The 26,230-nt window shown below is 70.2% G+C and carries 16 protein-coding genes and 2 pseudogenes; 5 read left to right on the top strand and 13 right to left on the bottom strand.

Going from position 1 to position 26,230, the window contains the following annotated elements; genetic code table 11:
• Window positions 1-60: 60 nt before the first annotated feature.
• Window positions 61-177, top strand: a pseudogene (locus tag CQ393_RS07215) (16S rRNA (uracil(1498)-N(3))-methyltransferase); the annotation flags it as partial.
• Window positions 178-290: 113 nt separating this feature from the next.
• Window positions 291-458, top strand: a pseudogene (locus CQ393_RS18195) (16S rRNA (uracil(1498)-N(3))-methyltransferase); the annotation flags it as partial.
• A 49-nt stretch (window positions 459-507) separates the two neighbouring features.
• Here CQ393_RS18195 and CQ393_RS07225 read toward each other — a convergent pair.
• The 7 genes from CQ393_RS07225 to pilG all read right to left on the bottom strand — a co-directional run bounded on the left by CQ393_RS07225 (window position 508) and on the right by pilG (window position 12,493).
• The gene (locus tag CQ393_RS07225; protein ID WP_153190884.1) at window positions 508-978 is read right to left on the bottom strand and encodes a chemotaxis protein CheW; all 471 of its coding nucleotides are present in this window, start codon (window positions 976-978) and stop codon (window positions 508-510) included.
• 25 nt (window positions 979-1,003) lie between these two features.
• A complete protein-coding gene (locus CQ393_RS07230; RefSeq protein WP_343199791.1) occupies window positions 1,004-2,353 on the bottom strand; it encodes a chemotaxis protein CheB in 1,350 nt (449 codons plus the stop codon).
• On the bottom strand, window positions 2,340-8,996 hold the full coding sequence (locus CQ393_RS07235) for an Hpt domain-containing protein (protein ID WP_153190886.1): 6,657 nt from the start codon (window positions 8,994-8,996) through the stop codon (window positions 2,340-2,342). The genes CQ393_RS07230 and CQ393_RS07235 overlap by 14 nt, the downstream gene beginning before the upstream one ends.
• 108 nt (window positions 8,997-9,104) lie before the next feature.
• The gene (locus tag CQ393_RS07240; RefSeq protein WP_153190887.1) at window positions 9,105-11,141 is read right to left on the bottom strand and encodes a methyl-accepting chemotaxis protein; all 2,037 of its coding nucleotides are present in this window, start codon (window positions 11,139-11,141) and stop codon (window positions 9,105-9,107) included.
• A 41-nt stretch (window positions 11,142-11,182) separates the two neighbouring features.
• Window positions 11,183-11,713, bottom strand: coding sequence for a chemotaxis protein CheW (locus CQ393_RS07245; protein ID WP_153190888.1), 531 nt, complete (start codon window positions 11,711-11,713; stop codon window positions 11,183-11,185).
• Window positions 11,713-12,075, bottom strand: a complete 363-nt coding sequence (locus CQ393_RS07250) for a response regulator (protein WP_153190889.1) — start codon at window positions 12,073-12,075, stop codon at window positions 11,713-11,715. Before CQ393_RS07250 ends, CQ393_RS07245 begins: the two co-directional genes overlap by 1 nt.
• A 16-nt stretch (window positions 12,076-12,091) precedes the next feature.
• Window positions 12,092-12,493 carry a twitching motility response regulator PilG gene (gene pilG, locus CQ393_RS07255; RefSeq protein WP_054667142.1) on the bottom strand — a complete coding sequence of 134 codons (402 nt, stop codon included), beginning with the start codon at window positions 12,491-12,493 and terminating at the stop codon, window positions 12,092-12,094.
• 247 nt (window positions 12,494-12,740) lie between these two features.
• Between pilG and gshB the strand changes: the two genes are divergently transcribed.
• Window positions 12,741-13,691 carry a glutathione synthase gene (gene gshB, locus CQ393_RS07260; protein ID WP_343199820.1) on the top strand — a complete coding sequence of 317 codons (951 nt, stop codon included), beginning with the start codon at window positions 12,741-12,743 and terminating at the stop codon, window positions 13,689-13,691.
• On the top strand, window positions 13,688-14,578 hold the full coding sequence (locus CQ393_RS07265) for an energy transducer TonB (RefSeq protein WP_153190891.1): 891 nt from the start codon (window positions 13,688-13,690) through the stop codon (window positions 14,576-14,578). The genes gshB and CQ393_RS07265 overlap by 4 nt, the downstream gene beginning before the upstream one ends.
• 35 nt (window positions 14,579-14,613) lie before the next feature.
• Here CQ393_RS07265 and CQ393_RS07270 read toward each other — a convergent pair whose 3' ends face one another.
• From CQ393_RS07270 to CQ393_RS07300, 6 genes are all read right to left on the bottom strand, one after another.
• Window positions 14,614-16,560 (bottom strand): prolyl oligopeptidase family serine peptidase, encoded by a 1,947-nt coding sequence (locus CQ393_RS07270; protein WP_153190892.1) that lies wholly within the window; start codon window positions 16,558-16,560, stop codon window positions 14,614-14,616.
• A 32-nt stretch (window positions 16,561-16,592) separates the two neighbouring features.
• Entirely contained in the window at window positions 16,593-19,280 is a 2,688-nt protein-coding gene (locus CQ393_RS07275; RefSeq protein ID WP_153190893.1) for a TonB-dependent receptor, read from the bottom strand.
• Window positions 19,281-19,666: 386 nt separating this feature from the next.
• Entirely contained in the window at window positions 19,667-22,018 is a 2,352-nt protein-coding gene (locus CQ393_RS07280) for a TonB-dependent receptor (RefSeq protein WP_153190894.1), read from the bottom strand.
• Between the two features lie 148 nt (window positions 22,019-22,166).
• On the bottom strand, window positions 22,167-23,858 hold the full coding sequence (locus CQ393_RS18045; RefSeq protein WP_194269607.1) for an amidohydrolase: 1,692 nt from the start codon (window positions 23,856-23,858) through the stop codon (window positions 22,167-22,169).
• A 149-nt stretch (window positions 23,859-24,007) separates the two neighbouring features.
• Complete coding sequence (locus tag CQ393_RS07295) at window positions 24,008-24,691, bottom strand: glycine zipper 2TM domain-containing protein (protein ID WP_153190897.1); 684 nt, start codon at window positions 24,689-24,691, stop codon at window positions 24,008-24,010.
• A gap of 108 nt (window positions 24,692-24,799) precedes the next feature.
• Window positions 24,800-25,234: an OsmC family protein gene (locus tag CQ393_RS07300; protein WP_153190898.1), complete on the bottom strand. Its 435-nt coding sequence runs from the start codon at window positions 25,232-25,234 to the stop codon at window positions 24,800-24,802.
• A 291-nt stretch (window positions 25,235-25,525) separates the two neighbouring features.
• Between CQ393_RS07300 and CQ393_RS07305 the strand changes: the two genes are divergently transcribed.
• Window positions 25,526-25,924: an HU family DNA-binding protein gene (locus CQ393_RS07305; protein ID WP_153190899.1), complete on the top strand. Its 399-nt coding sequence runs from the start codon at window positions 25,526-25,528 to the stop codon at window positions 25,922-25,924.
• Window positions 25,925-26,230: the final 306 nt, after the last annotated feature.

Below are 26,230 nucleotides of genomic sequence, written 5' to 3' on the forward strand. Positions count from 1 at the left end.
GCCGCTCCTACGGTGTCCGGGCGTTGCTGCCGGCGGGGGAATGCGGCTCAGATCACCGCCGCCAGCCTGGCCGACGCCGGTTTCCAGGGACTGTGGCTGGGCCCAAGCATCCTGCGCACCGAGGCTGCCGGGCTGGCGGCCATCGCGGCGCCACAGGCGCGGCTGGGCGACCTGTAGGAGCGGCTTCAGCCGCGATGGGGCTTTACCGGGAACACCCCTTCGCGGCTGAAGCCGCTCCTACGGTGTTCGGGCGTTGCTGCCGGCGGGGGAATACGGCTCAGGCCACCGCCGCCAACTTGGCCGACGCCGGTTTCCAGGGACTGCGGCTGGGCCCAAGCATCCTGCGCACCGAGACCGCCGGGCTGGCGGCCATCGCGGCGCTGCAGGCGGGCTGGGCGACCTGTAGGAGCGGCTTCAGCCGCGATGGGGTCTTGCCGGGAACGCCCCATCGCGGCTGAAGCCGCTCCTACGGGTATCCAGGCGTTGCTGCCGGCGGCAGGATACGGCTCAGGCCACCGTCGCCAGCGCGGCGAGCACCGCGTTTTCGATCGCGTCCAGGTCGGGCAGCAGCGCGCTCTGCTCGCCCAGTAGCACGCGCATGTGCACGCCCTGCGGCAGGCTTTCCTCGGAGGCGTCGGCCAGCAGGCCGTCGCGGGGGACCGCGATCAGCTGCGGGAAGGACTGGGTCAGCAGCGCGAAGTACGGCATCTCCGGGTTGCCGCCCAGCGCCTTGAGCACCACCACCTTGTTGCTGCCGCCGACCGGTTCGTCGCCGCCGTTGAAGCGGGCGTAGGACAGCAGCGGCACTTCCCAGCCCTGCCAGGCGATGTAGCCGGCCAGCCAGTCGGGCGCGCCCTCGATCGGCTCCACCGTCACCCGCGACATCATTTCGGCGACGGTGGCGTTGGGCAGCAGCACGCGCTCGGCGCCGGCCTGGATCAGGACGCCGCGGACTTCATCGTTGCTTGCATAACTCATGGTCGGTTCCTTGATCGGTTGCGGCTCAGCCGGCGCTGCGCTGCGCGAGCTCGCCGGCGAGGTATTCCGGCGTGCCGGCCGGATGCCCGGCCACGGCCAGCTGGCTGGCGGCCTCCGGGTCGTAGCACCCTTCCCCGCTCTGCCCGGCGGCCCAGCCGCCGCGCTCGGCGAATGCGAACGCCGCCGGCACCAGCGACGGATCCGCGCCGCTCAGCATGACCACCGCCGACCGCTCGGCCGGCAAGGCCTCGAGCACCGGCGCCGCCCCGTCCACGAAACGCAGCCCGCCCGCCTGCGCGACCACGCCGACGCCGTCCTGGAGCACATAGACATTGCCGCCCTCCAGCGCCTGTCCGGCTTCGGCCAGCGCGACCGGCAGCATCGCCACGCGCGACATCTGCTTGACGAGATTGGCGTAGCGGCCGCCGTCCAGGCGCATCTGCACCAGTACCGGCAGCGCGTAGTCGTCCGGCAGCGCGCCCAGCAGGCGCCGCACCGCGTCCGGCCCGCCGATGCCGGCCAGCAGCAGCACCGCACCCGGCACGCTGGCGGCGGCTTCCGCGTCCAGCTCGACCAGCGACAGCGCGCCGGCGTCGAATCCGCCGGCATCGATGGCCTGCGGCGCATCGTCCACGGCCGGCGCGGCGACCGGCACCGGCGCGACGTAGGCGTCGTCCTCCACCAGCGACCAGCTGTGGAAGCTGCCGGGCAAGGGCGCGGCGGCGGCCGGTGCCGGCGCGGTGGCCGCGGGCGGCAGTTCCGGCGGCCCGGCCGGCGGCGCCGGCGCTGCTTCCGGTTCCGCCCGCGAGGGCGCGAGCGCCATCAGTTCCTCGAAGGTCAGCACTTCCGGCCGGTCGATGGCGGCCGGCGGCGCATACAGCGTGTCGGCCGGCACCTCGTCGATATGCAGCACGGCTTCGTCGACGTGGAACTGCAGCGGCGCATCGGCATGGCGTTCGGCCGGGCGTTCGGGCATGCCCGGCTCCAGCAGCGGCAACGCCTCTTCCTCGTGTCCGGGCGGCAGCACCTGGCCGTGTCCGTGCAGCTTGGCGGCAAGATGGCGCGTCCAGCGCTGCGCATCCCAGCCTTCGCGGCGCGCGGCCAGCTCGGCTTCCTCGAACATCAACTCCAGCTGCGGCGCATCCAGGGCCGGCGCGAGGCGCTCGAGCGCGTCCTCCACCGCCGGCTCCAGCGCCACCAGCACCATCGCCGGCCCGAGGGCCTGCAACGCCGCCGGCTCCAGCGCCTCCGGGTCCGCTTCCAGCACCAGCGCGCCGCCGGCGGCGAGCACGGCGTCCTTCAGCCGCTCGCGCGCGGCGCCGGGCCGCGCCAGCAGGGCGACCGGCCTGCCGCTGGAACGGTCACTCGCGGACACGGGCGATCCCCAAAAGGTCGTAGACATTGCGCATCAGATCCAGCTCCTGGTACGGCTTGCCGAGATAGCGCTGCACGCCGATCTCGAATGCGCGCTGGCGGTGCTTGTCGCCGCTGCGCGAGGTGATCATCACGATCGGCACTTCCCGGTAGCGCGGATCGGCGCGCATCGCGGTGGCCAGCTCGTAGCCGTCCATGCGCGGCATCTCGATGTCCAGCAACATCAGGTCGGGCACGCGCTCTTCCAGCCGCTCCAGCGCCTCGACGCCGTCGCGCGCGGCCACCACCTCGAAGTTGTGGCGCTCCAGCACGCGGCCGGTGACCTTGCGCATGGTCAGCGAGTCGTCCACCACCATCACCAGCGGCACGTGCCGCTGCTGGCCGACCACGGTCGCCTCCACCGGCTGCTGCGGCTGCGCCAGGTGGCGGCGCACCAGCGGCGCCACGTCCAGGATCACCACCACGTTGCCTTCGCCGGTGATGGTGGCGCCGTAGATGCCCGGTACCGAGGCGATTTGCAGGCCCACCGGCTTGACCACGATTTCGCGGTTGCCCAGCACCTGGTCGATGGCCACGGCCGCGCGCAGGTCGCCGGCACGCACCAGCAGCAGCGGGATCTGCGGCTGGCCCTCGGCCTTGGCCGCGGCCTGCCCCACCAGCGTGCCCAGGTCGTGCAGCGCGAAGTCCTCGCCGTTGTAGTGGTAGCCGCCCTGGCCGGATTCGAAGCGCTCGCGGGCGATGCGGCCGATGCCGCTGACCGAGGCCACCGGCACGGCGAAGGTGGTCTCGCCGATGCGCACGAACACCGCCTGGGTGACGGCCAGCGTCTGCGGCAGGCGCAGAGTGAAGGTCACGCCCTGCCCGCGCACCGAGTGGATGTCCACCGAGCCGCCGAGCTGGCGCACCTCGTTGCGCACCACGTCCATGCCCACGCCGCGGCCGGCGAGCTGGCTGACCTGCTCGCTGGTGCTGAAGCCGGAGGCGAAGATGAGGCTGTCCAGCTGCGTGTCGTCGAGCTGTTCGCCGGCCTGGATCAGGCCGCGCTGCTCGCCGCGGCGGCGGATCGCCTCGCGGTCGAGGCCGGCACCGTCATCGGCCACTTCCAGCACGATTTCCGAACCTTCGCGGCGCAGGCGCAGGGTGATGCTGCCTTCCTCCGGCTTGCCGGCGGCGACGCGCTGCTCCGGCGTCTCCAGGCCATGGGCCACGGAGTTGCGCAGCATGTGCTCCAGCGGCGCGACCATGCGGTCGAGCACGTTGCGGTCCAGTTCGCCGTGGGTGCCTTCCAGATTCAGGTGCACCTGCTTGCCGATGTCCTGCGCGGCCTGCCGCACCACGCGGCGCAGGCGCGGCACCAGGCCGTCGAACGGCACCATGCGCGCGCGCATCAGGCCGTCCTGCAGTTCCGAACTGACGCGCGACTGCTGCTGCAGCAGAGCGTCGTAGTTGCGCGACAGGTCGTCGAGCACGCCCTGCAGGCCGCCCAGGTCGGCCGCCGATTCGTTCAGGGCGCGGCTGAGCTGCTGCAGCGTGGAGAAGCGGTCCAGTTCCAGCGGATCGAACGCCTGGTCGGCCTGCTCCTGCTCGCGGCGGTAGCGGGCGACGATCTGCGCCTCGGTTTCCAGGTCCAGGCGGCGCAGCTGGTCGCGCAGGCGGGCGTTGGTACGGTCCAGTTCGCCCATGGCGCTGCGGAACGCGCCCAGCTGCTGTTCCAGGCGCGAGCGGTAGATCGCGACCTCGCCAGCGTGGTTGACCAGGCGGTCGAGCAGGTCGGCGCGCACGCGCACCTGTTCCTGCGTGCGCATCGCGCCTTCCTCGTCCACCGCCTGCGCTTCGACCACCGGCGCGGACAGCGGCTCGGCGGCGATGCCGGTGGCCGCCAGCGGCTGCGGCGCGATGTCCGGCAGGGCCTCGGCCGGCGCGGACGCCGCCACCGTCCCCGCGGACGCGTCCTCGATGGCATCGGCTTCGGCCGATGCCGGCTCCGTTCCGCCCTCGGTGGTTTCCGTTTCGGGCATGGCCTCGACGGCCGGCGCCACACCGGCGTCCAGCGCCGGCACCGACGGCGCGTACGCGGCCAGCGCCGCTTCCGGCGCGTCGCCGCGGCCGGCAGTGCGGGCTTCGAACGCCTCGATCAGGTCGACCGGCATCCGCACCGCGCGGTGCGCGCCGGTGCGGATCAGCAGCTGGTGCAGGCGGTCGAAACCGCGTTCGAGCAGCTGCACGTCGCCGCGGCCGATCTCGGTACGGCTGGCCGCCACCGCTTCCAGCAGCGATTCGATGCCGTGGCCGAGATCGCCGATGGCGTTGATGCCGGCCATGCGCGCGCCGCCCTTGAGCGTATGCAGGTCACGCTGCAGCCCGGCCAGCAGCTCGCGGTCCTCCGGCGCCGAGCGCAACTCGCTGATCAGGCGGTCGCAATGGTCGAGCAGGTCCTTGCCTTCCTCGACGAAGATGTCGACCAGTTCGCGGTCGAGGTCGTCGAAGTCGAGCGGGCCGGCATCGAATGCCGCCGCGTCGACGGCGGGCGCCGGCGCGGCCTCGTCGTCCACCGGCGCCGTCAACGGCGCAAGCGCCGCCGCTGCTGCGGCGAACTGGTCCGGCTCCGGCTTGGATTCCGCTTCGGATTCCGCTTCGGCTTCGGCTTCGGCTTCGGCTTCGGCTTCAGCTTCGGGTTCAGGTTCAGGTTCAGGTTCGGATTCGGCGGCAACATCGGCCGCAGCGACGTCGGCCGCAGCTTCGATCCGCTCGTCCGGCAGGTCCATCGATTCGGTCGCATCCAGCGGCGGCGCCGATACGTCGGCTGTTTCTTCGACCTGGAGCGGCTCCGAAATCGCGGCATCGAACCCGCCAGTCGCGTCTCCGTCGTGCTGCTCGTCCTGCGCCGCGACGGCTGCGTCCATCGCCTGCGCCTGTTCGTCCTGCTGCGGCTCCTCGTCGGCCGCAACGGCTTCCACCTCGTCGGAGAGCGGCATGGCGTCGGCCAGTCCGGCCAGTTCGGTCGGCTCGACGTCGGCCGGCGCCAGCTCCATCGCCGGGTCCGTCACGGACCCGGTGTCCACGGATGCTTCCAGCGCGGCGTCATCGCGCTCCAGCGCGGTGCCGGCAGCGTCCATCCCGTCCTGCGCGAGCGGGGTTTCCACCTCGTCCTGCAGCGGGCTGGAAATCTCCAGTTCCGCTTCGGTCTCGGTGTCGGCGTCTTCCCCGGCCGCGACGCCGGCTTCGGCTTCGTCCGGGGTCTCTTCCGGCCATTCGAAGACCTGCAGCGCGGCCGTCTCGTCCGCGGCGGCGGAAGGCGCATGCGGTTCCGTGTGCGCGCTTGCCTCCTGCGCCGGGACACCCGCGAACGAGGCCTCCAGAAGCGCCGGATCGAAATACGCGGAAAGATCGCCGATGCCGGCAAGTTCGCCTGCCACCGGCAGCGGTTCCGGCGCCTGGGTGTCGCCGGCTGCGGTGGCGACCGGCTCGTCCTCGTCGTCGATGTCCTCGTGCACCAGCGGCGGCCAGCGCACTTCCGGCAGCGCGTCGGCCAGCGCCTGCAGGCGCTCGGCCAGCGGCGCGAACGACGGGATCAGCGGCGACGGCGCCTGCAGCGCGGTGATGGTGGTGGCCACGGCGGTGGCGGCCTCGCCCAGCGCGGCGACGCCCTCGGCGCTCGGGGTGACGGCATTGGCGAGCGAGCGTTTCACGAACGACTCGACCGGCGCGGTCACCGCGGTGATCTCCGGCACTTCGGTCATCGCGAAGGCGCCGCTCATGGTGTGCACGGCGCGCAGCAGTTCCTCGCTCACCGGCTGCGGTTCGGGGCGCGACTGCGACAGCCACGCTTCGACCGTGGCCAGGTGCTGCCCCACTTCGGCTTCGAGGATCTCGCGCAGCACGCTGTCCACCGAGGCCGGCGTGCCGGTGGTGGCCGGCGTGGCCTCCGCCGGTGCGACGGTGGTGGCGGCCGGAGCGGCAGGGGCGCCGGCGACATGGAACGCTTCCTCGCCGGCGGCGATGCGGTCGGCGATGTCCTGCATGCCGAGCACGTCGGCATGGATGCGGCCGTTGTCGCGCAGGGCGGCGTTGAACTGCGGCAGCACTTCGAAGGCCTGGCCGACCATGGCCACCACCGCCGGGCTGGCCGGACGGCTGCCGTCGAGCACGCGGTTGAGCATGCTCTCGATCTTCCAGCTGAACTCGCCCAGCGTGCGCGCGCCGACCAGGCGGCCGCTGCCCTTGAGCGTGTGGAACACGCGGCGCACCGGGCGCAGGCGCTCCATGCTGTCCGGCGCCGCACGCCAGGCCGGCAGCAGCCGGCCCAGGTTCAGCAGTTCCTCATCGAACTCCTCGATGAATACATCGCGGATGTCCTGGTCGATCTGCTCGGCATCGTTGTCGAAACCGCCGTCCATGCCGACGCCCGCGTCCAGCGCCTCGGCGACGGGCGCGGGTGCGGCGGGCGCGGCTTCCGGTGCGGCCGGGGCCGCGAACGGATCGAAGGACGCGGCGGCCTTGTCCAGCTCGGCCATGAACGCCGCGATCTCGTGGTCCGGCGCGGGCGCTTCGGAAACCGGGCCGCCGCCGGCCGGCACGGCGGCGGCGACGGCCTGTTCCGGCGCATCCATCGCAGCCGGCGCTTCGTCCTGCTGCGCGGGGGCGGCGGCGGACACGTCCTCGCCCTCCACGCGCGCGGCGGTCGATGCATCTTCCTCGAGGGTGAACTCGAACGGCGCCGCATCGAACACCGGCGCGTCACTGGTGGCCTGCACGGCAGGCGCGTCGTCCGTCGGCCCCTGCTCGGCAGCGACCGGATCGAAGGTGGGAAACGCCCGGGCATCGGCCGAAGCATCGACGTCATCCAGCGGCGCGGACTCGCCAGCGGCGGGATCGGCCGCAAACGGTTCCAGCGTGATGCCGGCCTGCGGTCCTGCATCCCGTTCCGCGGCGACCGGATCGAAGGCCGCTCCGTCCACCACCGGTTCGTCGGTTGCGGCAGGTTTGCCGGCCGCATCGCCGGACAGCCATTCCGGCATCGAATAGAGCTCGCCCGCGTCCGAGCGCGGCGCCGCGAAGGACGGCGCCGGTTCGGCATCCGCCACGACGGAGTCGTCCTCGCTCGTACTGAAGGTCGGGACGGCGTCCGCAACGTCCGTGGCCGGCGCGATGTCGAGCGGCGGCAGCGGCGGCGGTTCGGCCGCTACCGGCGCCGGACGCGCATGGATGGCCTGGGCGAACACCAGCGGCCGGGCCGGCGCGGCAACGGCCTCATCGCTCGCCGCCTCCGGGGCATCGGACGTCGAGGCGACGGGCGCCGTCGCGACGGCCACGTCTTCCGGCGTATCGTCGGCGACCGCGGCCGCAACGGCCGGCGCCGCCATGGCGGGAGCGGGGATCGCGTCCTCCGGGGCACCCGCCGCGGGCACCGGCCAGTAGCGCAGCGCCTCCAGGCTGCTGCGGGTGATGTCCAGGATTTCCTCGCGGCCGGGGCGACGTTCGCGCAGCGCCTCGAGGTAGTACTCCAGGCTGGCCATGGCATCGGCCAGGGTGTCCAGCTGACGCCCACCGGGGACGCGCTTGCGCCCGATCAGTTCGACGCCGATGTACTGGCGCACGCCGTTCATGTAGTCCGCCGGCGTCTGCAGGTCGAGCATGCGCAGCGCGCCGGACACCTCGTCGAGCAGGCGCGGCACGTCCTGCAGGCGCGCGTGGTCCCAGTTGGTCTCGATGAAGGCGACGAAGGCTTCGCGCGCGGCACCGAAATTGGCGATGGCCTCGTGCGCCAGCACCTCCACGGTGCGCCGCGTTTCCACCGCCGCCGGATCCTCGTCGCCGTCCAGGGTGGCGCCGAGGTAGGCGACCTGGTCGTCCAGCGAGGCGTCGACGTAGAGCAGCGCGCCGGCGATGTCGAGCAGCAGGTTGTCGTCCAGCGGACGTCCGCCGTCCACCACGTCGCGCAGCGCGTCGCGCTGCTGCGCCACGACGCCGCGCGCCACGCCCAGCCCCATCACGCCCAGCGTGTCGGCCACGGCGCCCAGTTCGTTGACCTGGGTCTGCAGCCCGGCGGTCTCCCCGCCCAGGCGCACGTGCAGGTCCAGCGCATCCTTGATGCGCAGCAGTTCTTCCTTGACCGCGTTGCCGACGGTGTCCAGCAGCTCGCGGTTGCGCCCGCTCAGGCTGCCGCGCGCGTGCTCCAGTTCGGCTTCGCTGGCCTTGCCCGCCTCTGGGTCGAAGGCCAGCAGCACGCCCTCGTTGATGCCCTCGGCCGCGCGCGCGGCGCGGATCTCGTTGAGCAGCGGCAGCAGCACGATGGGGATGTCGCGGTGGCCGTTCTGCAGGCGTTCCAGGTAATCGGGCAGCAGCACGGTGCCGCGCATCAGCGTGGCGCAGGCCTCGTCGCGGTCCGGCACGGCGCCGTCGCGCACGGCGTCGGCCAGCAGTTCCAGTTCCTCGGCCACCATGGCCGGGGCATACAGCTCGACCATGCGCAGCGTGCCCTGCACCTGGTGCAGGTAGCCGGCGCAGAAGCGCATGCGGCTGCTGTCGGCGGGGTCCTCGACGAAGTACTCGATCTCGCTGCGCGCCTGGCGCAGGGTCTCGTCCAGCTCCGGCTTGACCCAGCCCAGCGCCGCGTGGCTCATCGCATCGCGCAAGGTACTCATCGCACTCCCCCGTGCAGCATCGTTCGCATGCCGTCCGGGCGGCCCTGTTCTGCGGTATGACGACACATCATCTGCTGGTTCCTTTCCATCCCCGCCCGTTCAACCGGTTCAGGCCGGAAGCTTGAAGTCGGCCACCGAACGGCGCAGGTCCGCGGCCAGCTGGTTCAGCTGGCCGAGCGAATCGGCGGTCTGTCCGGCACCCTGCGAGGTCTGGCCGGTGATCTGCCGGATCACGCCCATGGTCTGGGTGATGTCGGTAGCGGCGGCAGCCTGCTGGTGGGCGGCGATGGAGATGCTCTTGATCAAGGTGTTGAGCGCGTTGGACACGCGTTCGATCTCGGTCAGCGCGGTGCCGGCGTCCTCGGCCAGGCGCGCGCCGGACACCACTTCGGCGGTGGTCTGTTCCATCGAGGTGACCGCTTCGTTGGTATCGGCCTGGATCGCCTGCACCAGGCCTTCGATCCGTCGGGTCGCGCCGGAGGTGCGTTCGGCCAGTCGCTGCACTTCGTCGGCCACGACCGCGAAGCCGCGGCCCGCCTCGCCGGCCGATGCCGCCTGCACCGCGGCGTTCAACGCCAGGATGTTGGTCTGCTCGGAAATGTCGTTGATCAGCTCCACGATCGAGCCGATTTCCTGCGAGGACTCGCCCAGCCGCTTGATGCGCTTGGAGGTCTCCTGGATCTGGTCGCGGATCTGGTCCATGCCCTGGATGGTCTGGCGCACCACGCCGGCGCCCTCGGTGGCGATCACCACCGAGCGCTGCGCCACTTCGGCCGACTCGCTGGAGTTGCGCGACACCTGCTCGATGGAGGTCGCGATCTCGCCGATGCGGTCCGAGGCGCTGGTGATCTCGTCGGCCTGGTGGCCGGCCGCTTCGGCCAGCTGCATGGCGGTGGCCTGGGTTTCCTGCGCCGACACCGCCACCTTGCTGGAGATGTCGTTGATCGTGGTCACCAGGTGGCGCAGCTCGTCCACGGCGTAGTTGATGGCGTCGGCGATGGCGCCGGTCATGTCCTCGGTCACCGAGGCCTTCACCGTCAGGTCGCCTTCGCCGAGCGAGCTGATTTCGTCCAGCAGCCGCATGATCGCCTGCTGGTTGCGGCTGTTGAACTCCACCTGGGTCTGGTAGCGCAGTTCCTGTTCGCGCGAACGGCTGCGCACCGTGCTCCACACGAAGCCGATGATCGACAGCACCGACAGCGCGCCGAACACCACGCTCCACCAGAAGTTCGGGAAGATGCGGGTGTCGCGGGTGGAACCGAACGCGGAGAAGGCGTCGAACAGCTTGCGGCTGCTGTCCAGCATGCGGTCCGAACCGCTGGCCAGCGCCGCGGCCGAGGACTGCGCGGCGAACAGGTTGCGCGAGCTGGCCAGGATCGCGTCGGCGTCCTTCTTCATCTTGGTCCACTGGCTGGCCGACTGCTCCAGCGCCACCTGCGCGTCGGCGTTACGCACCGCGGCGATGCCCAGTTCCTGGTTGCCGGCGCGCAGGCCTTCGAGCACCTGGGTGAACACGGTCATGTCGCGCGCCAGCGCGTCGCCGGCGCCGCTGGCGCCGGGACCGCCTGCGCGGATCTCGGTGACGCGGCGGGCCATGGAGCCGACCACCACCACCTGCTGCAGGCCGTTGTAGATCTGCGCCGACTGCGCGCCGCCGGCGGTCATCGCGCGCACCACTTCGTTCAGCTGCGCCTGCAGCTGCGGCACCGCGCCGACGAAGCTGTCGGCGTTGCCGGCCAGCGCCAGCACCGCCGGCTCGCTGGCCACGATCTGCTCGGCGTTCTTGGACAGCGGCTGCCAGGTTTCGACCAGCTGGCGCAGCGGCGCGGCCACGCCGGCTTCCTCGCCGAAGCGGCCCTTCAGCTCGCCCACCGTGCGGTCGACCCGGGCGCGGGTGTCCTTGAACGCAGCGTAGGCCTCGCGGTTGCCGGCCACCGCCTCGCGGCCCTGGTTGGCCAGCTGCTGCGACAGCACCTGCAGGTCGGCCGCGCCGGTGCCCGCGCCGGCCAGGCGGCTGCCCTGCCAGGTCGCCACGCCGGTGTTGGCGCCGAATACGATCATCGACAGCACCAGCAGGCCCAGCCAGAAATTGGTACCCACGTTGCCAAGCTTGCCGGCCTTGGCGGCGTCCGGAGCAGTACTCATGTTTCGACCTCGGTATCCAATACGGAAAGGCGGGCCCGCGCTCAGGCGGCGGCCTGCCGGAATTCAGGCGTGCGCGAGAGCACGGAAAGCGAGAACACGCCCCAGTCGTGGCCGCCATCGTTGAAGGCGCGCTCGACGAAATGGGCGTAACGGCCCTGGGCGATGTCGCCGGCCGGGACCTGGCTGGACAGCTCGAAACTGCGCTGCCCATAGAGCTCGTCGATGCTGATGGCGACGTCGCCGCCGGTCTGGCGCATGATCAGCACGCGGTGGCCTTCCTGCTGGACGGTGCGCTGCCCTTCCAGGAAGTACTTCAGGTCCACCACCGGGAACAGGTTGCCGCGCAGGTTGCCCACGCCCAGCAGCCACGGCTGCGCGCCGGGCACCGGCGTGACCGGCGGCATCGGCACGATCTCGACCACCTCGCGGAAATCGGACACCAGGCGCCGGCTGCCGATGCGGTAACCCACGCCGCGCCACACGTCGGCGGAGAAATGCCGTTCCGGCAGCTGCACCGCGTGCGCCAGGCTGCGCCGCTCGTAGGCCTCGAGGATGTCGAAGGGAGATCGCATCAACCCACCAGTTTGTTGATCCGCGCGATCAGGTCGTCCTCGCGCGGCGGCTTGACCACGTAATCCGACGCGCCCTGGCGCATGCCCCAGGCCATGTCGGTCTCCATGCTCTTGGTGCTGACGATCAGCACCGGAATGCCGCGGGTGGCCTCGTCGCGCGACAGCGCGCGGGTGGCCTGGAAGCCGCTCATGCCGGGCAGCACGACGTCCATCAGCACCAGCTGCGGCGTCTGGCTGCGCGCCATCTGCAGGCCATCCTCGGCGTTGTCGGTGGCGAGCACTTCGTGCCCGGCCTTTTCCAGCCATTGCGTGAACACCGCCCGGTCGGTCGGTGAGTCCTCGATCAACAGGATTCGAGCCATGTGCCTTACCCCCTGGTCAGGCGTTGACGTATGTGCGGATGGCACCCAGCAGTTCTTCGCGCGTGAAGGGCTTGGTCAGGTACTGCTCGGAGCCGACGATGCGCCCGCGCGCCTTGTCGAACAGGCCGTCCTTGGAGGACAGCATGATCACCGGCGTGGACTTGAAGAGCTGGTTGCCCTTGATCAGCGCGCAGGTCTGGTAGCCGTCCAGCCGCGGCATCATGATGTCGACGAAGATGATCTGCGGCTGCTGGTCGGCGATCTTGGCCAGTGCCTCGAAGCCGTCGGTCGCGGTCACGACCTCGCAGCCTTCGCGCTTGAGCAGTGTCTCGGCGGTACGCCGGATGGTCTTCGAATCGTCGATGACCATCACCTTCAGCCCTGCGAGTTCCCCACCCGCAGCCATGTTTTCAACCATTGCGATTTCCCCGGGCGCGCAGCGCGCCATCTGTGCGTGGTGCTGCTGCGAAAGCGGTCTATATCCCAGTCCGGCCGCAAACTGTCAAGGGCCGCTACCAGCGCGGGGCCGTCGCCGCGCGCAGTGTGACCTCCATCGCAGTCGTTGCGCCGGGCCATTCAGCCGCGCAACGCTCCGGGCCGCGCATGGCGCTGGGCGCCCGTCGCGCCGGGAGGCTACCATCGCCGCCTGACCCGAAAGGCCGTGGATCATGCTGGACGTCATCGTGGTGATGGACCCCATCGCCCAAATCAAGATCGCCAAGGACACCACCTTCGCCATGCTGCTGGAAGCACAGCGGCGCGGCCACCGCCTGCATTACGTGCGCCCCGGCGGACTGGCGCTGGAAGGCGGTGCCGCCGTGGCCGAGACCGCACCGCTGCAGGTGCGCGACGACCCGGCCGGCTGGTTCACGCTGGGCGATTACGCCCGCACCGCGTTCGGTCCCGGCCAGATCGTGCTGATGCGCAAGGATCCGCCGTTCGACGGCGAATTCCTCTACGACACCCAGGTGCTGTCGGTGGCGCAGGCCGCCGGCGCCTGCGTGGTCAACGATCCGCAGGGGTTGCGCGACTACAACGAGAAGCTGGCCGCGCTGCTGTTCCCGGAGTGCTGCCCACCGACCCTGGTCAGCCGCAGCGCGGCCGCGCTCAAGGCCTTCGCGCTCGAACACGGGCAGGTCGTGCTCAAGCCGCTGGACGGCATGGGCGGGCGCTCGATCTTCCGCAGCGGCACCGGCGACCCCAATCTCAACGTCATCCTGGAGACACTCACCGACGGCGGCCGCCGGCTGGCGCTGGCGCAGCGCTTCATCCCCGACATCAGCGCCGGCGACAAGCGCATCCTGCTGATCGACGGCGAACCGGTGGACTACTGCCTGGCGCGCATCCCGCAGGGCGACGAGTTCCGCGGCAACCTCGCCGCCGGCGGCCGCGGCGAAGGCCGCCCGCTGAGCGAGCGCGATCGCTGGATCGCCGCCCAGGTCGGCCCGGAGATGAAGCGCCGCGGCATGCGCTTCGTCGGCCTGGACGTGATCGGCGACTACCTCACCGAGGTCAACGTCACCAGCCCGACCTGCGCCCGCGAGCTCGACGCCCAGTTCGGGCTGAACATCGCCGGCCAGCTGTTCGACGCGATCGAGGCCGGCCTGCCGCGATGAGCGCCCCCGCCGATGCCCTGCCGCCGCCGGCGCGGGTCACCGAACAACAGCGGCTGGGCGCCACGCTGGCGCTGTCGCTGCTGGTGCACGGCCTGCTGATCGCGGGCGTGGGCTTCGCGGTCGGCGGCACCGCGCCGCTGGTGCCGACGCTGGACGTGATCTTCAGCCAGACCAGCACGCCGCTGACGCCGAAGCAGGCCGACTTCCTGGCCCAGGCCAACCAGCAGGGCGGCGGCGACCACGACAGGCCGCAGCGTCCGCGCGACAGCCAGGCCGGCATCGTGCCGCAGCCCGAGGACGGACTGGCGCCGGTGCCGACCCGGCGCCGGGACGCGGCGGTTCCGCCGCCGCCGCAGGCGCGCGTGGTCAGCAGCGCGCAGGGCGAACAGGTCGTCGCCGAGGCGCAGTCGCGGCCGCTGCCCGAACGTCCCGACAGCAACGCGCCGATGACCGCGCGCGAGCAGCGCGACGCGGAAATGGCGCGGTTGGCCGCCGAAGTGCACCTGCGCTCGGAGCAGTACGCCAAGCGCCCGAACCGCAAGTTCGTCTCGGCCAGCACCCGCGAATACGCCTACGCCAACTACCTGCGCGCCTGGGTGGACCGCGCCGAGCGCGTGGGCAACCTGAACTACCCCGACGAAGCGCGCCAGCGCCGCCTCGGCGGCCAGGTGGTCATCACCGTGGGCGTGCGCCGCGACGGCAGCGTGGAAAGCAGCCGCATCCTGCGCAGCAGCGGCACGCCGCTGCTGGACGCCGCCGCGCTGCGGGTGGTGGAACTGGCCCAGCCGTTCCCGCCCCTGCCCCGCACCACCGAAGACATCGACATCCTCCAGGTCACCCGCACCTGGGTGTTCCTGCCCGGCGGCCAGCTGCACGACGACCGCTGAAGCGGGAGCGCCAGCGGCCGCCGGCGCTCCCGCGCTCAATCCGCCTGGCCGAGCAGCGTCTTCTTCCAGAACTCGATCCCGGCCCAGAAGATGTAATCGCGGTTCTCGCGCTTGTGGAAACCGTGGCCCTCGTTGCGTGCCAGCACGTGCCAGGCCTCGCCGCCCTGCCCGCGCAGCGCCTTGACGATCTGCTCGGCCTCGGAGGCCGGCACCCGCGGATCGTTGCCGCCGGCGGCGACCATCAGCGGAATGCGGATTTTCCCGACATTGCGCAGCGGCGATATCTCCGCGAGCCTGGCGCGCTGGGCCGGGTCGCGCTCGTCGCCGTACTCGACCCTGCGCAGGTCGCGCCGGTAGGTCTGGGTGTTCTCCAGGAAGGTGACGAAATCGGAAATGGCCACGGCGCAGCTGGCCGAGCGCAGGCGGTCGCTGTAGTGCACCGCCGCGGCGTAGCACATGTAGCCGCCGTAGCTGAAACCGTAGACCGCAAAACGGGCCGCATCCAGCGCCGGATCGGCCGCCAGCGCGTCGATGAACGCGCCCACGTCCTTGACCGAGTCCTCGCGTTTCCACGGGCCGTTGTCCAGGTCCAGGAAGCGGGTGCCGTAGCCCGAGGAGCCGCGCACGTTGGGCAGGAACAGGGCCACGCCCAGCTCGTTGACCAGGTAGTTGTCGGCCCCGAGGAAACCCGGCCGGCTCTGCCCTTCCGGCCCGCCGTGGATATCCATGATCAACGGGCGCTTGCCCGGGAAGCGGGCGGGATCGGGGCGGTACAGGAAACCGGACATCTTCTGGCCGTCGAAACTGGCGACCTCCACGAGCTCCGGCTCGCGGTTGCGCTCCAGGTCCAGGCCGCCGGCCTCGCTCCGGGTCCAGCGCCGGACCGCCAGCGTCCTGGCGTCGATCGAATAGACATCGCCGGGCACCTTTGCCGAGGAAAGGCTCAGGCCGATCTCGCCCCACGGCGCGATCTGCAGCAGCCGGCCGATGCTCCAGTCCAGCACGCCGTCCGGCAAACCCTCGACCTGCCGCACGTTGCCGCCCTGGCCGTCGCCCACGCGCAGCCGCGACACCCCGGCGTCGTTGATCGCATAGGCCAGCACCTGTTCGTCGTCGGACACCGCGTAGTCGGTCACGTCCCAGCGCGGCTCGCGGCTGACCGCGGCGAACGCACCGCTGCGCGGGTCCAGCTTGCCCAGCCTCACGAAGTCCGAGTCACGGTTGGACAGCACCCAGATCCGGCCGTCGCGGGCGTACTGCGCATCGGCGTAGGACGCGCGCCCGCGCGCCGGGGTCAGCACCTTCATCCCGCCCTTGCGCAGGTCGATCTCGGCCAGCACGGCATGGTTGATGGAGAGCCGGTTGATGGCCAGCGCGCGGCTGCCGTCGGGCGAGAAGTCGGAGATGTTCCAGCCGCCGCCGCTGACCTGGGCGACCATGCGGTCGCTGCCAGGCCGCGCCGGGTCCAGCACGTAGAGGTCCATGTCCGCGCCGTTGCGCCGCGAGGAGGCGTAACCGAGCAGGCGTCCGTCGCGGCTCCAGCTGCCGAACCAGTTGCGCGAGCTGCCGTCGGTCAACAGCTCCAGGCGGCCGTCCTTGAGCAGGTACAGCTGGAAGAACTCGTTGCCGCCGATGTCCTTCTGCACCACCAAGTGGCCGCTGTCGCCCGGTGCATGGCTGGCGAAGGGAACCGGCTCGGCCTCGAAGCTCAGCTGGGTACGCGCGGCGCCGGGCGAGCGCACGCTGTGCAGCTGGTCGGTGCCGCCGAAGCGGGTCTTCATCAGGACCGAGCGGTCCTGCGGGTTCCAGCCGAGGAACGCGGCGCGGCGGAACTCCAGGTAGCGGGCGCTGGCCTCGGCGGTCGCGTCGGGGATGGCGGGAACGCCGTCGGCATGGATCGCCGGCGGCACCGGAACCGCTGCGGCCGCATTGCCGACGACGGCCAACGCCGCCGCCAGCAGGTTACGGATTGCATGATTCATTTGTGCTCCTTGTCGGTTGGCGGCCAGGCCGCTCAGAACTTCACCCGCACGCCGGCGGTGTAGTAGGCGCCCATGACGTCGTAGTAGGGCGAGAACGTCGCGGCGATAGGCGCCTTCTTGTTGAAGACGTTGTTGGCGCTGGCGTACAGCTCGACCCTGCCCTCGCCGCCCAGTCGGTAGGCGCCGCCCACGTCGTAGTAGACGTAGCTGCCGATGCGGTTGTTGACGATGTTCTGGTTGCGGTCGTAGTCGCCGGCGGACAGGTAGCGGGCGCGCGCGTTGACCGAGAAGGCATCGCTGTCGAAGGCGATGCTGGACACCGCGCGCCACTTCGGCACGCCCAGGCCGAACGCATAGCCCTGCGAGCCCACGTACTCCATGCGCTTGACCCCGTCGTCGGTGCTCAGGCTGTTGACCCAGGTCGCCAGGGTGCGCAGGCGCAGCCGCCCGGGCACGCCGAACAGGCTGGCGTCGCGGCGGTAGGAAGCCTCCAGGTCGACGCCGTCGGTCTTGTACTGGGACAGGTTGGTGTAGGTGGAGACGATGCGGGTGATGTTTCCTCCCGCGTCGCGCTCGACCCGGCTGCACAGCTCGGCGTTGCCGGCGGCGCAGCGGCTGAGGATGTCCTGCAGGCCGATCGTGGTGATCACGTCCTTGATGTCGATGTTGAAATAGTCCACCGAGAAATCCAGCCCTTCGACCGCGCGCGGCGACCAGCTCAGGCCGGCGGTCAGGGTGTCGGCGGTCTCCGGCCGCAGTCCCGGGTTGCCGCCGCCGTTGCTCAACGCGTAGACGGTCTGGTTGTTGGTCGGGTCGGTGACGTAGCTCCAGCCGGTGGTCGTGGTCGTGAACAGCTCGCCCAGGTTGGCCGAGCGGATGTCGCGCGAACGGGCGATACGGCCGCGGAAGCCGTCGAAGAACTCGTTGGTGACGCCGAGCTTCCACGACCAGATCGAGCCGGTGGTGTTGTAGTCGGAGATGCGCGCGGCCGCGCTCAGGGCCAGGTTGTTCAGGCCCGGCACGTCCTTGACCAGCGGCACCAGCACTTCGCCGAAGGCCTCCTTGACGTTGAAGGAGCCCTTCATGGCGCTGAAGTTGAACGACCGGAACGCCTTGGCCGCGTCCAGCTCGCCGACGCGCTGGTCGATCGCCTCGCGCCGCCCTTCCACGCCGAACGCCACCGAGACCGCGCCGGCCGGCAGCTCCCAGGGTTCGCCGCGCAGGCTGGCGCCGAACACGTCCAGCGTGGTCTTGGCGCGCTGCTGCGGCGTGCCGGTCACGTAGTCGATGGCCTCCTGCGACGGCGCGCCCTCGCCGAACACGTTGATCGGCACGCAGTGCACCGCCGGGTTGCCCAGGCTGACGCGGCACACCGGCTTGCCGGTGGACGGGTCGATCACCGAATCGACCGCATTGGCCCAGGCGTCGCGCAGGATGAACCCGGGGGTGTCGAAGTTGGCTTCGGCCTCGCCATGGCTGTAGTAGGCGCTCCAGCGCCAGTCGCCGGCATAGCCATCGAGCGCGAGCGTGGCCTGGGTGGTCCTGCGCTCGAAATCGATGTGCGGGTAGTTGATGTCATTGTTGAAGCGGCCGATGCGCAGCTTGGTTTCGCCTGCCTGCTGCATCGCCTCGCGCACGTGTTGCGGCAGGAAGGCGTTGTCGATGCCGATGTCCAGGTTGTTGCGGTTGTGGTCGCCGAACCAGATGTAGTTGTTGTACATCCGCGAATGGCGGACCTCGGCGGTCAGGCGCACGTCGTCGTTCAGGTCGTAGCGGCCGCTGGCCAGCACCGAGTAACGTTTCTGCGGCGCGCTGAGCGGGCTGTAGTCGTCGTTCGACGGACCCTCGCCGCCGCTCATCAGCGCGCCGACGACATGGCCGTACTGGAAGTCGCGCAGCGAACCGTCCGGATTGAAGGCCTTGCCCTTGAGCACGCCGGACAGGATCAGGCCGCCATAGCCGGCATCGGAGAAACCGACATCGGGCATCAGCTGGAACTGGCCGTTGCCGATGGACAAGGTCGACCAGCGGCCGGCGCGGCTGCGCGAACTGCGCGGCACGATGCCGTCGTTGTCGAGGAACTCGCCGCCGACCAGGAAATGACCGCGCCCATCGGCGAAATCCGTGCCCCAGGCCGCCTCGAAGCGCTTCTCCCTGCCGTCGTTGTAAGTGGACTGCCCCGCCTGTGCGCCGGCCTTGAAGCCGACGAAGTCATGATCCAGGCTGATGTTGACCACGCCGCCGACCGCGCCCGAACCCCAGGCCGCGGACGCGCCGCCGGTCACCACGTCGACGCTTTTGACGACGATCGACGGAATCGTGTTCAGGTCGTTGTCGCTGGAGATGCGGCGACCGTCCTGCAGCACCAGGGTGCGCGAGATGCCCAGGCCGCGCAGGTCGACCGGCGCATTGCCGGCGCCGGTATTGGAACCGGTGGTCTGCGGCGAACTGGTGGCGCGGAACTGCGGCAGGTCGTTGAGAGCGGCACCGATGTTGGTGCGCGAATCGAGCTTCAGCTCTTCGGCGGTGATCGGCAGCGTCGGCGTCGGCGCCACCAGGTCGGGGCGATCGATGCGCGAGGCGGACACGCTGACCGCGGCGAGATCGCTGACCTTGCGGTCGCTGCCCTCATCCTTGGTCTGGGCATGGACGCTGGCCGAGGCGGTCATTGCCGCCAGGACGCACAACGTCAGGGGATGAAGCGGGAGTGGCTTGCGCATGTGTTCGTTACCCGAATTCGCAATGGCTGGGGGCGCCCGGTGTGCGGGCGCGCCGACAGTGCCAACTCGTGAAACAACAATGCGTAATGTCTATGAAAAGACGAACTTCATTACCGATGCAACGGGATGCGATCGCCGATCGCGGCATCGACGCGGGTGCATTGCATGCACCGGAAAGTGCTTGTTCCGCAGTGTGCGGCGCATCTTACGCGGATTCCATTTCAAAATCCGCCCTCTTTTTCGTCGGGTGAAATCCGTCACGCTCGACGACGCGGCGATGAACCCATCGTTTCTCCCGCAACTTCATCCGCGAGGCTGGATACGGCCCTCGATTGCGCAGGATTTCCCGCCCTCATGGTGAGGGCGGGCAGGCTGTCCCGGACATTTCAGCGCCAGTTGTAGTTGAACGAAACGCCGACGATGCGCGGCTCGTTGTAGACGGCCGCCATGTAGTTCTCGATCACGCCCTTGAGGTTCTTCTCGTTGGTGATGTTGCGCGCGAATGCCGCCACTTCCCAGGCGCCGTAACCGCCGCTGTAGCCGATCCGCAGGCCGCCCTCGAAGTTGCCGTTGGAATGGAACTCGTCGGTGCGGTACAGCACGAACTGGGTCCGGCCCTGCCTGTTCCAGTCGGTGGCGAAGAACACCGCGCCATCGTCGCCCACCGGGAGGTCGTAGCGCGCGGCGAGGTTGAGGTTGTACTTGGGCGCGTTCGGCAACGGGTTGCCGTCGATCTGCGCATAGACGCTGCTGCCGATCCTGATGGTCGGGTCCTTGACCGTGCACACGACCACGCCGTTGAGCGCGCAGACCTGCGCATACACGCGCTTGTCCTGGATCCGGCTGTGCAGCAGGCTCAGGCCGGCGCTCAGCGAGAGGTTCGGGACCGGACGCCAGTCCATGTCCGCCTCCAGGCCATAGGCGCGCGCCCTGTCGGCGTTGAACAGCACGCCGTTGCCGTTGGAATCGTTGCCGTTGAGCTGGATGTCGTCGACCGCATAGGTGAAACCGCTGACGTTCAGGCGCAGGCGGTTGTCGAACAGGCTGCTCTTGATGCCCGCTTCCCACGACAGGATGGTTTCCGAATCGGCGGTGGTGAAATCGGAATTGAACACCGCCGAACGGCCCTGGATGGTCGGCCCGCGGAAACCGCGCGCCACGCGCGCGTACAGGCTCAGCACCGGGCTCACTTCGTACATCGCGCTCAGGTCCCAGCTGGGCTGGGTATCGGACATCGCCACGTCGCGGCGGCCCCTGTAGGTCACCATCCCAGCGGCGGTGTCGGCGGTCTTGAGCAGCCGCGTGTTCTTCTCGTCCCGGGTCGCGCGCACGCCGGCGGTCAGGGTCAGCGCATCGCTGGCCTTCCAGCTCACCTGGCCGAAGCCGGCCCACGACGTGTTGATGTTGCGCAGGCGCACCCAGTTGTTCGGGTTGCGCGCCACGCCCTGCAGGAACCAGGCGCGCTGGTAGAAATCGGTGGTGTCGCGCCCGTCGAAATAGAACGCGCCGACCTGCCAGGACCACGGGGCGGTGGTGTTGCTGGCCAGGCGCAGTTCCTGGGTGAATTGACCGAGGTCGCGCACCTGCCCCATCGACTGGCCATAGCCGTTCGGCACGCCGTTGACGGGGAAATCCGCCGCCGCGCCGCCATCGGTATCGCCGCGACTGTAGCCGGAGGTGGTCTCGTAGGCGCTGATCGAGGTCAGCGTGGTCGCGCCGAAGTCGTAGACGGCCTTGAGCGAGCCGCCATGGGTCCGGTACGCCTGCGGATTGTCATAGGCCTCGTCGTAGGCGACCTTGTCGCGCGCCACGTCGACCTTGTTCGAGCCCTTGCGCATGGCGCCGCGCAGGAACAGCGTGGAGGTGCCGTCGTAGTCGCGGGTGTGCGCCGAGGCCAGCAGCGAGAACCGCTCGCTGGGCGTGTACAGCATCTGCAGGCGCAGGTTGCGGTCGTCGTAGCCGCCCATGGCGTTGTTCTTCGGGCTGACCGTGCCGTCGGCGCTGGGGCCACTGTAGGTATTGTCCACCCAGTCGCCGCGGTGCTGGTAGAGCGTGGAAACGCGGAAGGACAGCACGTCGTTGACCGGGCCGCCGAGGCCGCCGTCGATCGCCACCGTGTCGTGACTGCCGTAGCTGGCGTTGATCCGGCCAATGAACTCCCCGCCCGGCTTGACCGTGTCGAACTTGACGATGCCGGCAGTGGTGTTGCGGCCGAACAGCGAGCCCTGCGGGCCGCGCAGCACCTCCACCTGGTCCACGTCGTAGACCGGGTTGGACTTGAGCACCACGTGTTCGAGCACGACATCGTCCTGGATGATCGACACCGGCTGCGACGCGCCCAGGTAGAAGTCGATGTTGCCCAGGCCGCGGATGTAGAAGCGCGGGAAGATGCGGCCGGTGGTGGTCTCGGCGTAGAAGCCGGGCACCTTGCCGGACAACGCCAGCAGGGTGTCGTCGCCGCCTTCGGCATAGGCGCGCATCGCCTCGCCCTGCACCACGCCCACCGACACCGGCACGTCCTGCAGGTTCTGCTCGCGGCGCTCGGCGGTCACGGTGATCGTGTCCAGCGCGGTGGCGGCGCTGCGCGTGGCCGGGTCGGCCGCCTCCTCCGCCATCGCCGCGGTCGCGCCCATCGACAGCACGAGCAGGGCGCAGGCTTGGGAAAGAGTGGAACGGCGCAGGAACAAACGACGGGATGGGCTGCGGTCTACGGCACCGGAGCGGAAGCGGAGCTGCATGGAGTTCGCCTTGATGTTGGCGTGGTGGAAGCCCTCCGGCCGTGGCTGGCCCGATGGCGCGCGATTGAAGCGCGCAGAGCATGGGCAGCCAAGGTTGCAGCATGGTTTCAGCGCCGCGGGGCGATGGCCTCCGCGGCGCCGGGGGTACTTATCCCTCGTTGGCCGGCGGCGCGGCCTGGTAGACCGGTTCGCCGTCGACCCAGGTGGACAGCACCTTCAGCGTATCCAGGCGGCCGCCGGCTTCGTCGAGCGGATCGCGATCGAAGACGACGAAGTCGGCGCGCATGCCGCTGCGCAGGCGGCCGACCTGCGCCTCGTCGTGCCCGGCGTACGCGGCATCGCTGGTGAAACCGCGCAGGGCCTCGGCCGCACTCAGGCGCTGCTCCGGCTGCCAGCCGCCGGGCGGGCGGCCGTCGCGGTCCTGGCGGGTGACCGCCGCGTACAGGCCCAGGCGCGGATCGACCTGCTCGACCGGGAAGTCCGAGCCCAGCGCCAGGCGCGCGCCGCTGTGCAGGTAGCGCTGCCACGCATAGGCGCCCTTGATCCGCTCCGGTCCCACACGCTGCTCCGCCCAGCCCATGTCCGAGGTGGCGTGGGTGGGCTGCATCGAGGCGATCAGGCCCAGTTGGGCGAAACGCGGGATGTCCTCCAGCGTCACCACCTGCGCGTGTTCCACGCGCCAGCGGTGGTCGTTGTCCTTGTGCGCGCCCAGCACCTTCTCGTAGGTGTCGAGCACGATGCGGTTGCCGCGGTCGCCGATCGCGTGGGTGGCGACCTGCACCTTGCAGCCATCGGCCTTGCGCACCGCCGCTTCGAAATCCGCCGGCGAGGTCATCAGCAGGCCGCGGTTGTGCGGATCGTCGCTGTAGTCGGCCAGCAGCGCCGCGCCGCGGCTGCCCAGCGCGCCATCCATGAACAGCTTCACCCCGTGCATCTGCAGGCGCCCGCCCGGATGGGTGTACGGGCCGTTGGCGCACAGGTCGTCGAGCGCGCCGTGGTTGCCGTCGGCGTAGGCATCGATGCGCAGCGGCAGCCTGCCCTGGTCGGCCAGCCGCTTCATCACCGCCAGGTCCCCACGCGACACGCCCATGTCGTGCACGCCGGTGAGCCCGTTGCTGACCGCCAGTTGCACCGCGGCCTGCAGGCGCTTCTCGCGCACGGCTTCGTCCGGCGCCGGGATATGCGCGCCCACCAGCGACGAGGCGCCGTCCACCAGCACGCCGGTCGGCTTGCCGGCGGCGTCGCGCAGGATGCGTCCGCCCTCCGGTTGCCAGTCGCCGGACAGCGGCTTGCCGGCTTTTTCCGCGATCCGCAGCGCCGCGCCGTTCACCCAGCCGGCATGGCCGTCGATGCGTTCCAGGTACACCGGCCGCTCGGGGAACGCCGCATCCAGATCCGCCGCGGTCGGAAACGCCGTGTCGTCCCAGCGGTTCTGGTCCCAGCCCGCGCCCAACAGCCATTCGCCCGGCGCCAGCGTCTTTTCGAAGGCCTTCAGGCGCTCCACCACCTCGGTGCGGCTGCGCGCGCCAGTGAGGTCGGCCTGCGCCAGCGCATTGCCGAGGCCGACCAGGTGCGCATGCGCGTCGATCAGGCCCGGCACCACCGTGACCCTGCCAGCGTCGATGCGCGCGGCCTTCGGGTAGCGCTGCAGCACCGCGGCGCGCTCGCCCACCGCGAGCAGGCGGCCGTCGTCCGTGTCCCAGGCCAGCGCGCTGGCCGTGGGCTGCTGCGGATCGCCCGTGTGGATGGTATCGGCGAGCAGCACCCGCACGTCGGCCGAAGCCGATGCCGGATGCAGGCAGGGAAGCAGGACGGCGAGACAGGCGGCGGTACGGCGCATGCGGAGACACTCCTGGCCAACGGGAACGGCGACTATGCCGCCATCGGCCAGAGGTGACAAACCAGAGCGCGAAGCAGGCCGCGGCGCGACCTGCGCGAGGCCGGCGCGAAGTCCGCGGCCATCGCCAGCGGCGGACGGCGCGTCGCGGATCAGTCGGCGCTGACGTCCACGCGCACGCGGATGCGCTCGCCGGGGTGGTAGTCGCGGTGGGTGTGGTACTCGCGGCCGGCGTACTCGTAGGTGACGTCGTAACCGTCCACGCGTTCGCTTTCGTACCCATAGCCATCGCGTGCCGGTTCGCACACGCGCACGTCCGCGCGGCGGTAGACCGGACGGTTGTTCGCATCGTAGATCGCGCGCCCGGCGGCACCGCCGGCGACAGTGCCGATGGCCGTGCCCAGATAGCGCCCGTCGCCGCCGCCGATGCGGCTGCCGATGATGGCGCCGGCCAGGCCGCCGATCACCGTGGCGACCTGCCGCGCGCCTTCGTTGCCCTGGCGGTAGCCGCCTTCGTAACGGTCGTCGCCGTAATCGCGCACGTCACGGCGATCCTGCCGGTAGCCGTCCGCTCCGTAGACGTAATCGCCGTCGTTGCGCTCGTAGCACTGCCCTTGGCGGCCACCGTCGCCGACGATGACCGGATCCACCCGCACCACGCGGGCGTAGTCGTAGACCGGGCCGTTGTCGCCGTAGTAGCGGCCATCGTCCCGGCGCCAGTCGCCGGCGGCCGGCTGCGGGCGATAGCGGCCGTCGTCGTAGCGTTGCGCCGTGGCGGGCAAGGCCAGCAGGCAACCGAGTACCAGGACACCTGCAAGAGGCAACGATCGGGACATGGCGGCCGTACCGGCGGGGGGTGGGATGGATGGATGCTCCGGCGCGGCGCGTGAAACGCCCCTGAACCGGAACGCCGGGCCGGCGCGCACACCGGCCCGGCCGGCGGATCAGCCTTCGAATTCGGTCTCCAGGCTGATCGGCACCGCGCTCAGCGCCTTGGACACCGGGCAGTTCTGCTTGGCATCGTCGGCCACCGCGCGGAACTTCACCTCGTCCATGCCCGGCACCACCGCCTTCACCTTCAACCGGATCTGCGACAGCTGGGGGCCGCCTTCCATCGACAGGTCGACATCGGCGCGGGTGTCGAGCGAACGCGGCGGGAAACCGGCTTCGCTCAGCTTCGCCGACAGCGCCATGGTGAAGCAGCCGGCGTGCGCGGCGGCGATCAGTTCCTCCGGATTGGTGCCCTTCTCGTCGCCGAAACGGCTGGAGAAAGCGTAGCGCGTGTTCTCCATCAATCCGCTCTGCGGCGTGCTCAAGCGCCCCTGCCCGCTCTTGAGGTCGCCTTCCCAGTGCGCGGTGGCGTGGCGTGAAATACCCATGTGCGTCTCCTGTGCGTGGATGGTCACCGCAGCGTAGGGCAGCGCCCGTTAGCGTCTTGTGCGTCGCCGCGGCCGGGACCGCGCGGGTCGTCGGCCGCCCGGCGGAAACCTGCGCGGCCGCCGCATTTTCCCGCCCGCACCGCTCCATGGCCGGGCGGGAAAGTGGGGGAATGCGATTTTTATGGGGTTTTTGTGCCTTTCCCTATTGGCGATGCCCCGCGCATGCCCTACATTTCGCTTGCCGACGGGGTCGGCACGACCAACAACCAACCGTTCACGGAACAGGAAATCATGGCAAAGACCGCTAAGAAGGCTGCCCCGAAGAAGGCAGCGAAGAAAGTCGCTACGAAGGCAGCCGCCAAGCCGGCCGCTCCCAAGCCGATCAAGGAAGCCCTGACCAAGTCGGGCCTGGTTGCGCATCTGGCCGAAGCGACCAGCGTCGCCGCCAAGGATGTCCGCTCCGTCCTGGCCGCGCTGGAAGGCGCCGTCTCCGCATCGGTCAACAAGAAGGGCGCGGGCAGCTTCACCCTGCCGGGCCTGCTGAAGATCACCACCGTGAACGTGCCGGCCAAGCCGAAGCGCAAGGGCATCAACCCGTTCACCAAGGAAGAGCAGTGGTTCGCCGCCAAGCCGGCCTCCACCAAGATCAAGGTGCGCCCGCTCAAGAAGCTCAAGGACGCCGCGGTCTGATCCGCGCGCCCTTCGGCGAAGAAACGGGACGGCCCTGCCGTCCCGTTTTTTTTTGCGCCACCGATGGCGCTCCCGCGGACCATCGGCGAGCAACGCCAGAACCGCTTCCAGCGGCTTGCTGCACGGCCGCCACGGCAGGCGGCGTCTCTCCGAAAGCGGTTCGTTCATCCGCCATGGCGCAACCACAGGGACCACGACAATCCGTTGCCGGAATGGCTGCAATCCGTCTGGCGGCCACCGGGATGCACGTGGAGTGAGCCCCGTAAATGGGAGGGCGCGCCAAAGGGCGCGGGGTGTGGAGACCCA

The organism is Stenotrophomonas sp. MYb238, assembly GCF_009496535.1.
GTDB lineage: Bacteria > Pseudomonadota > Gammaproteobacteria > Xanthomonadales > Xanthomonadaceae > Stenotrophomonas.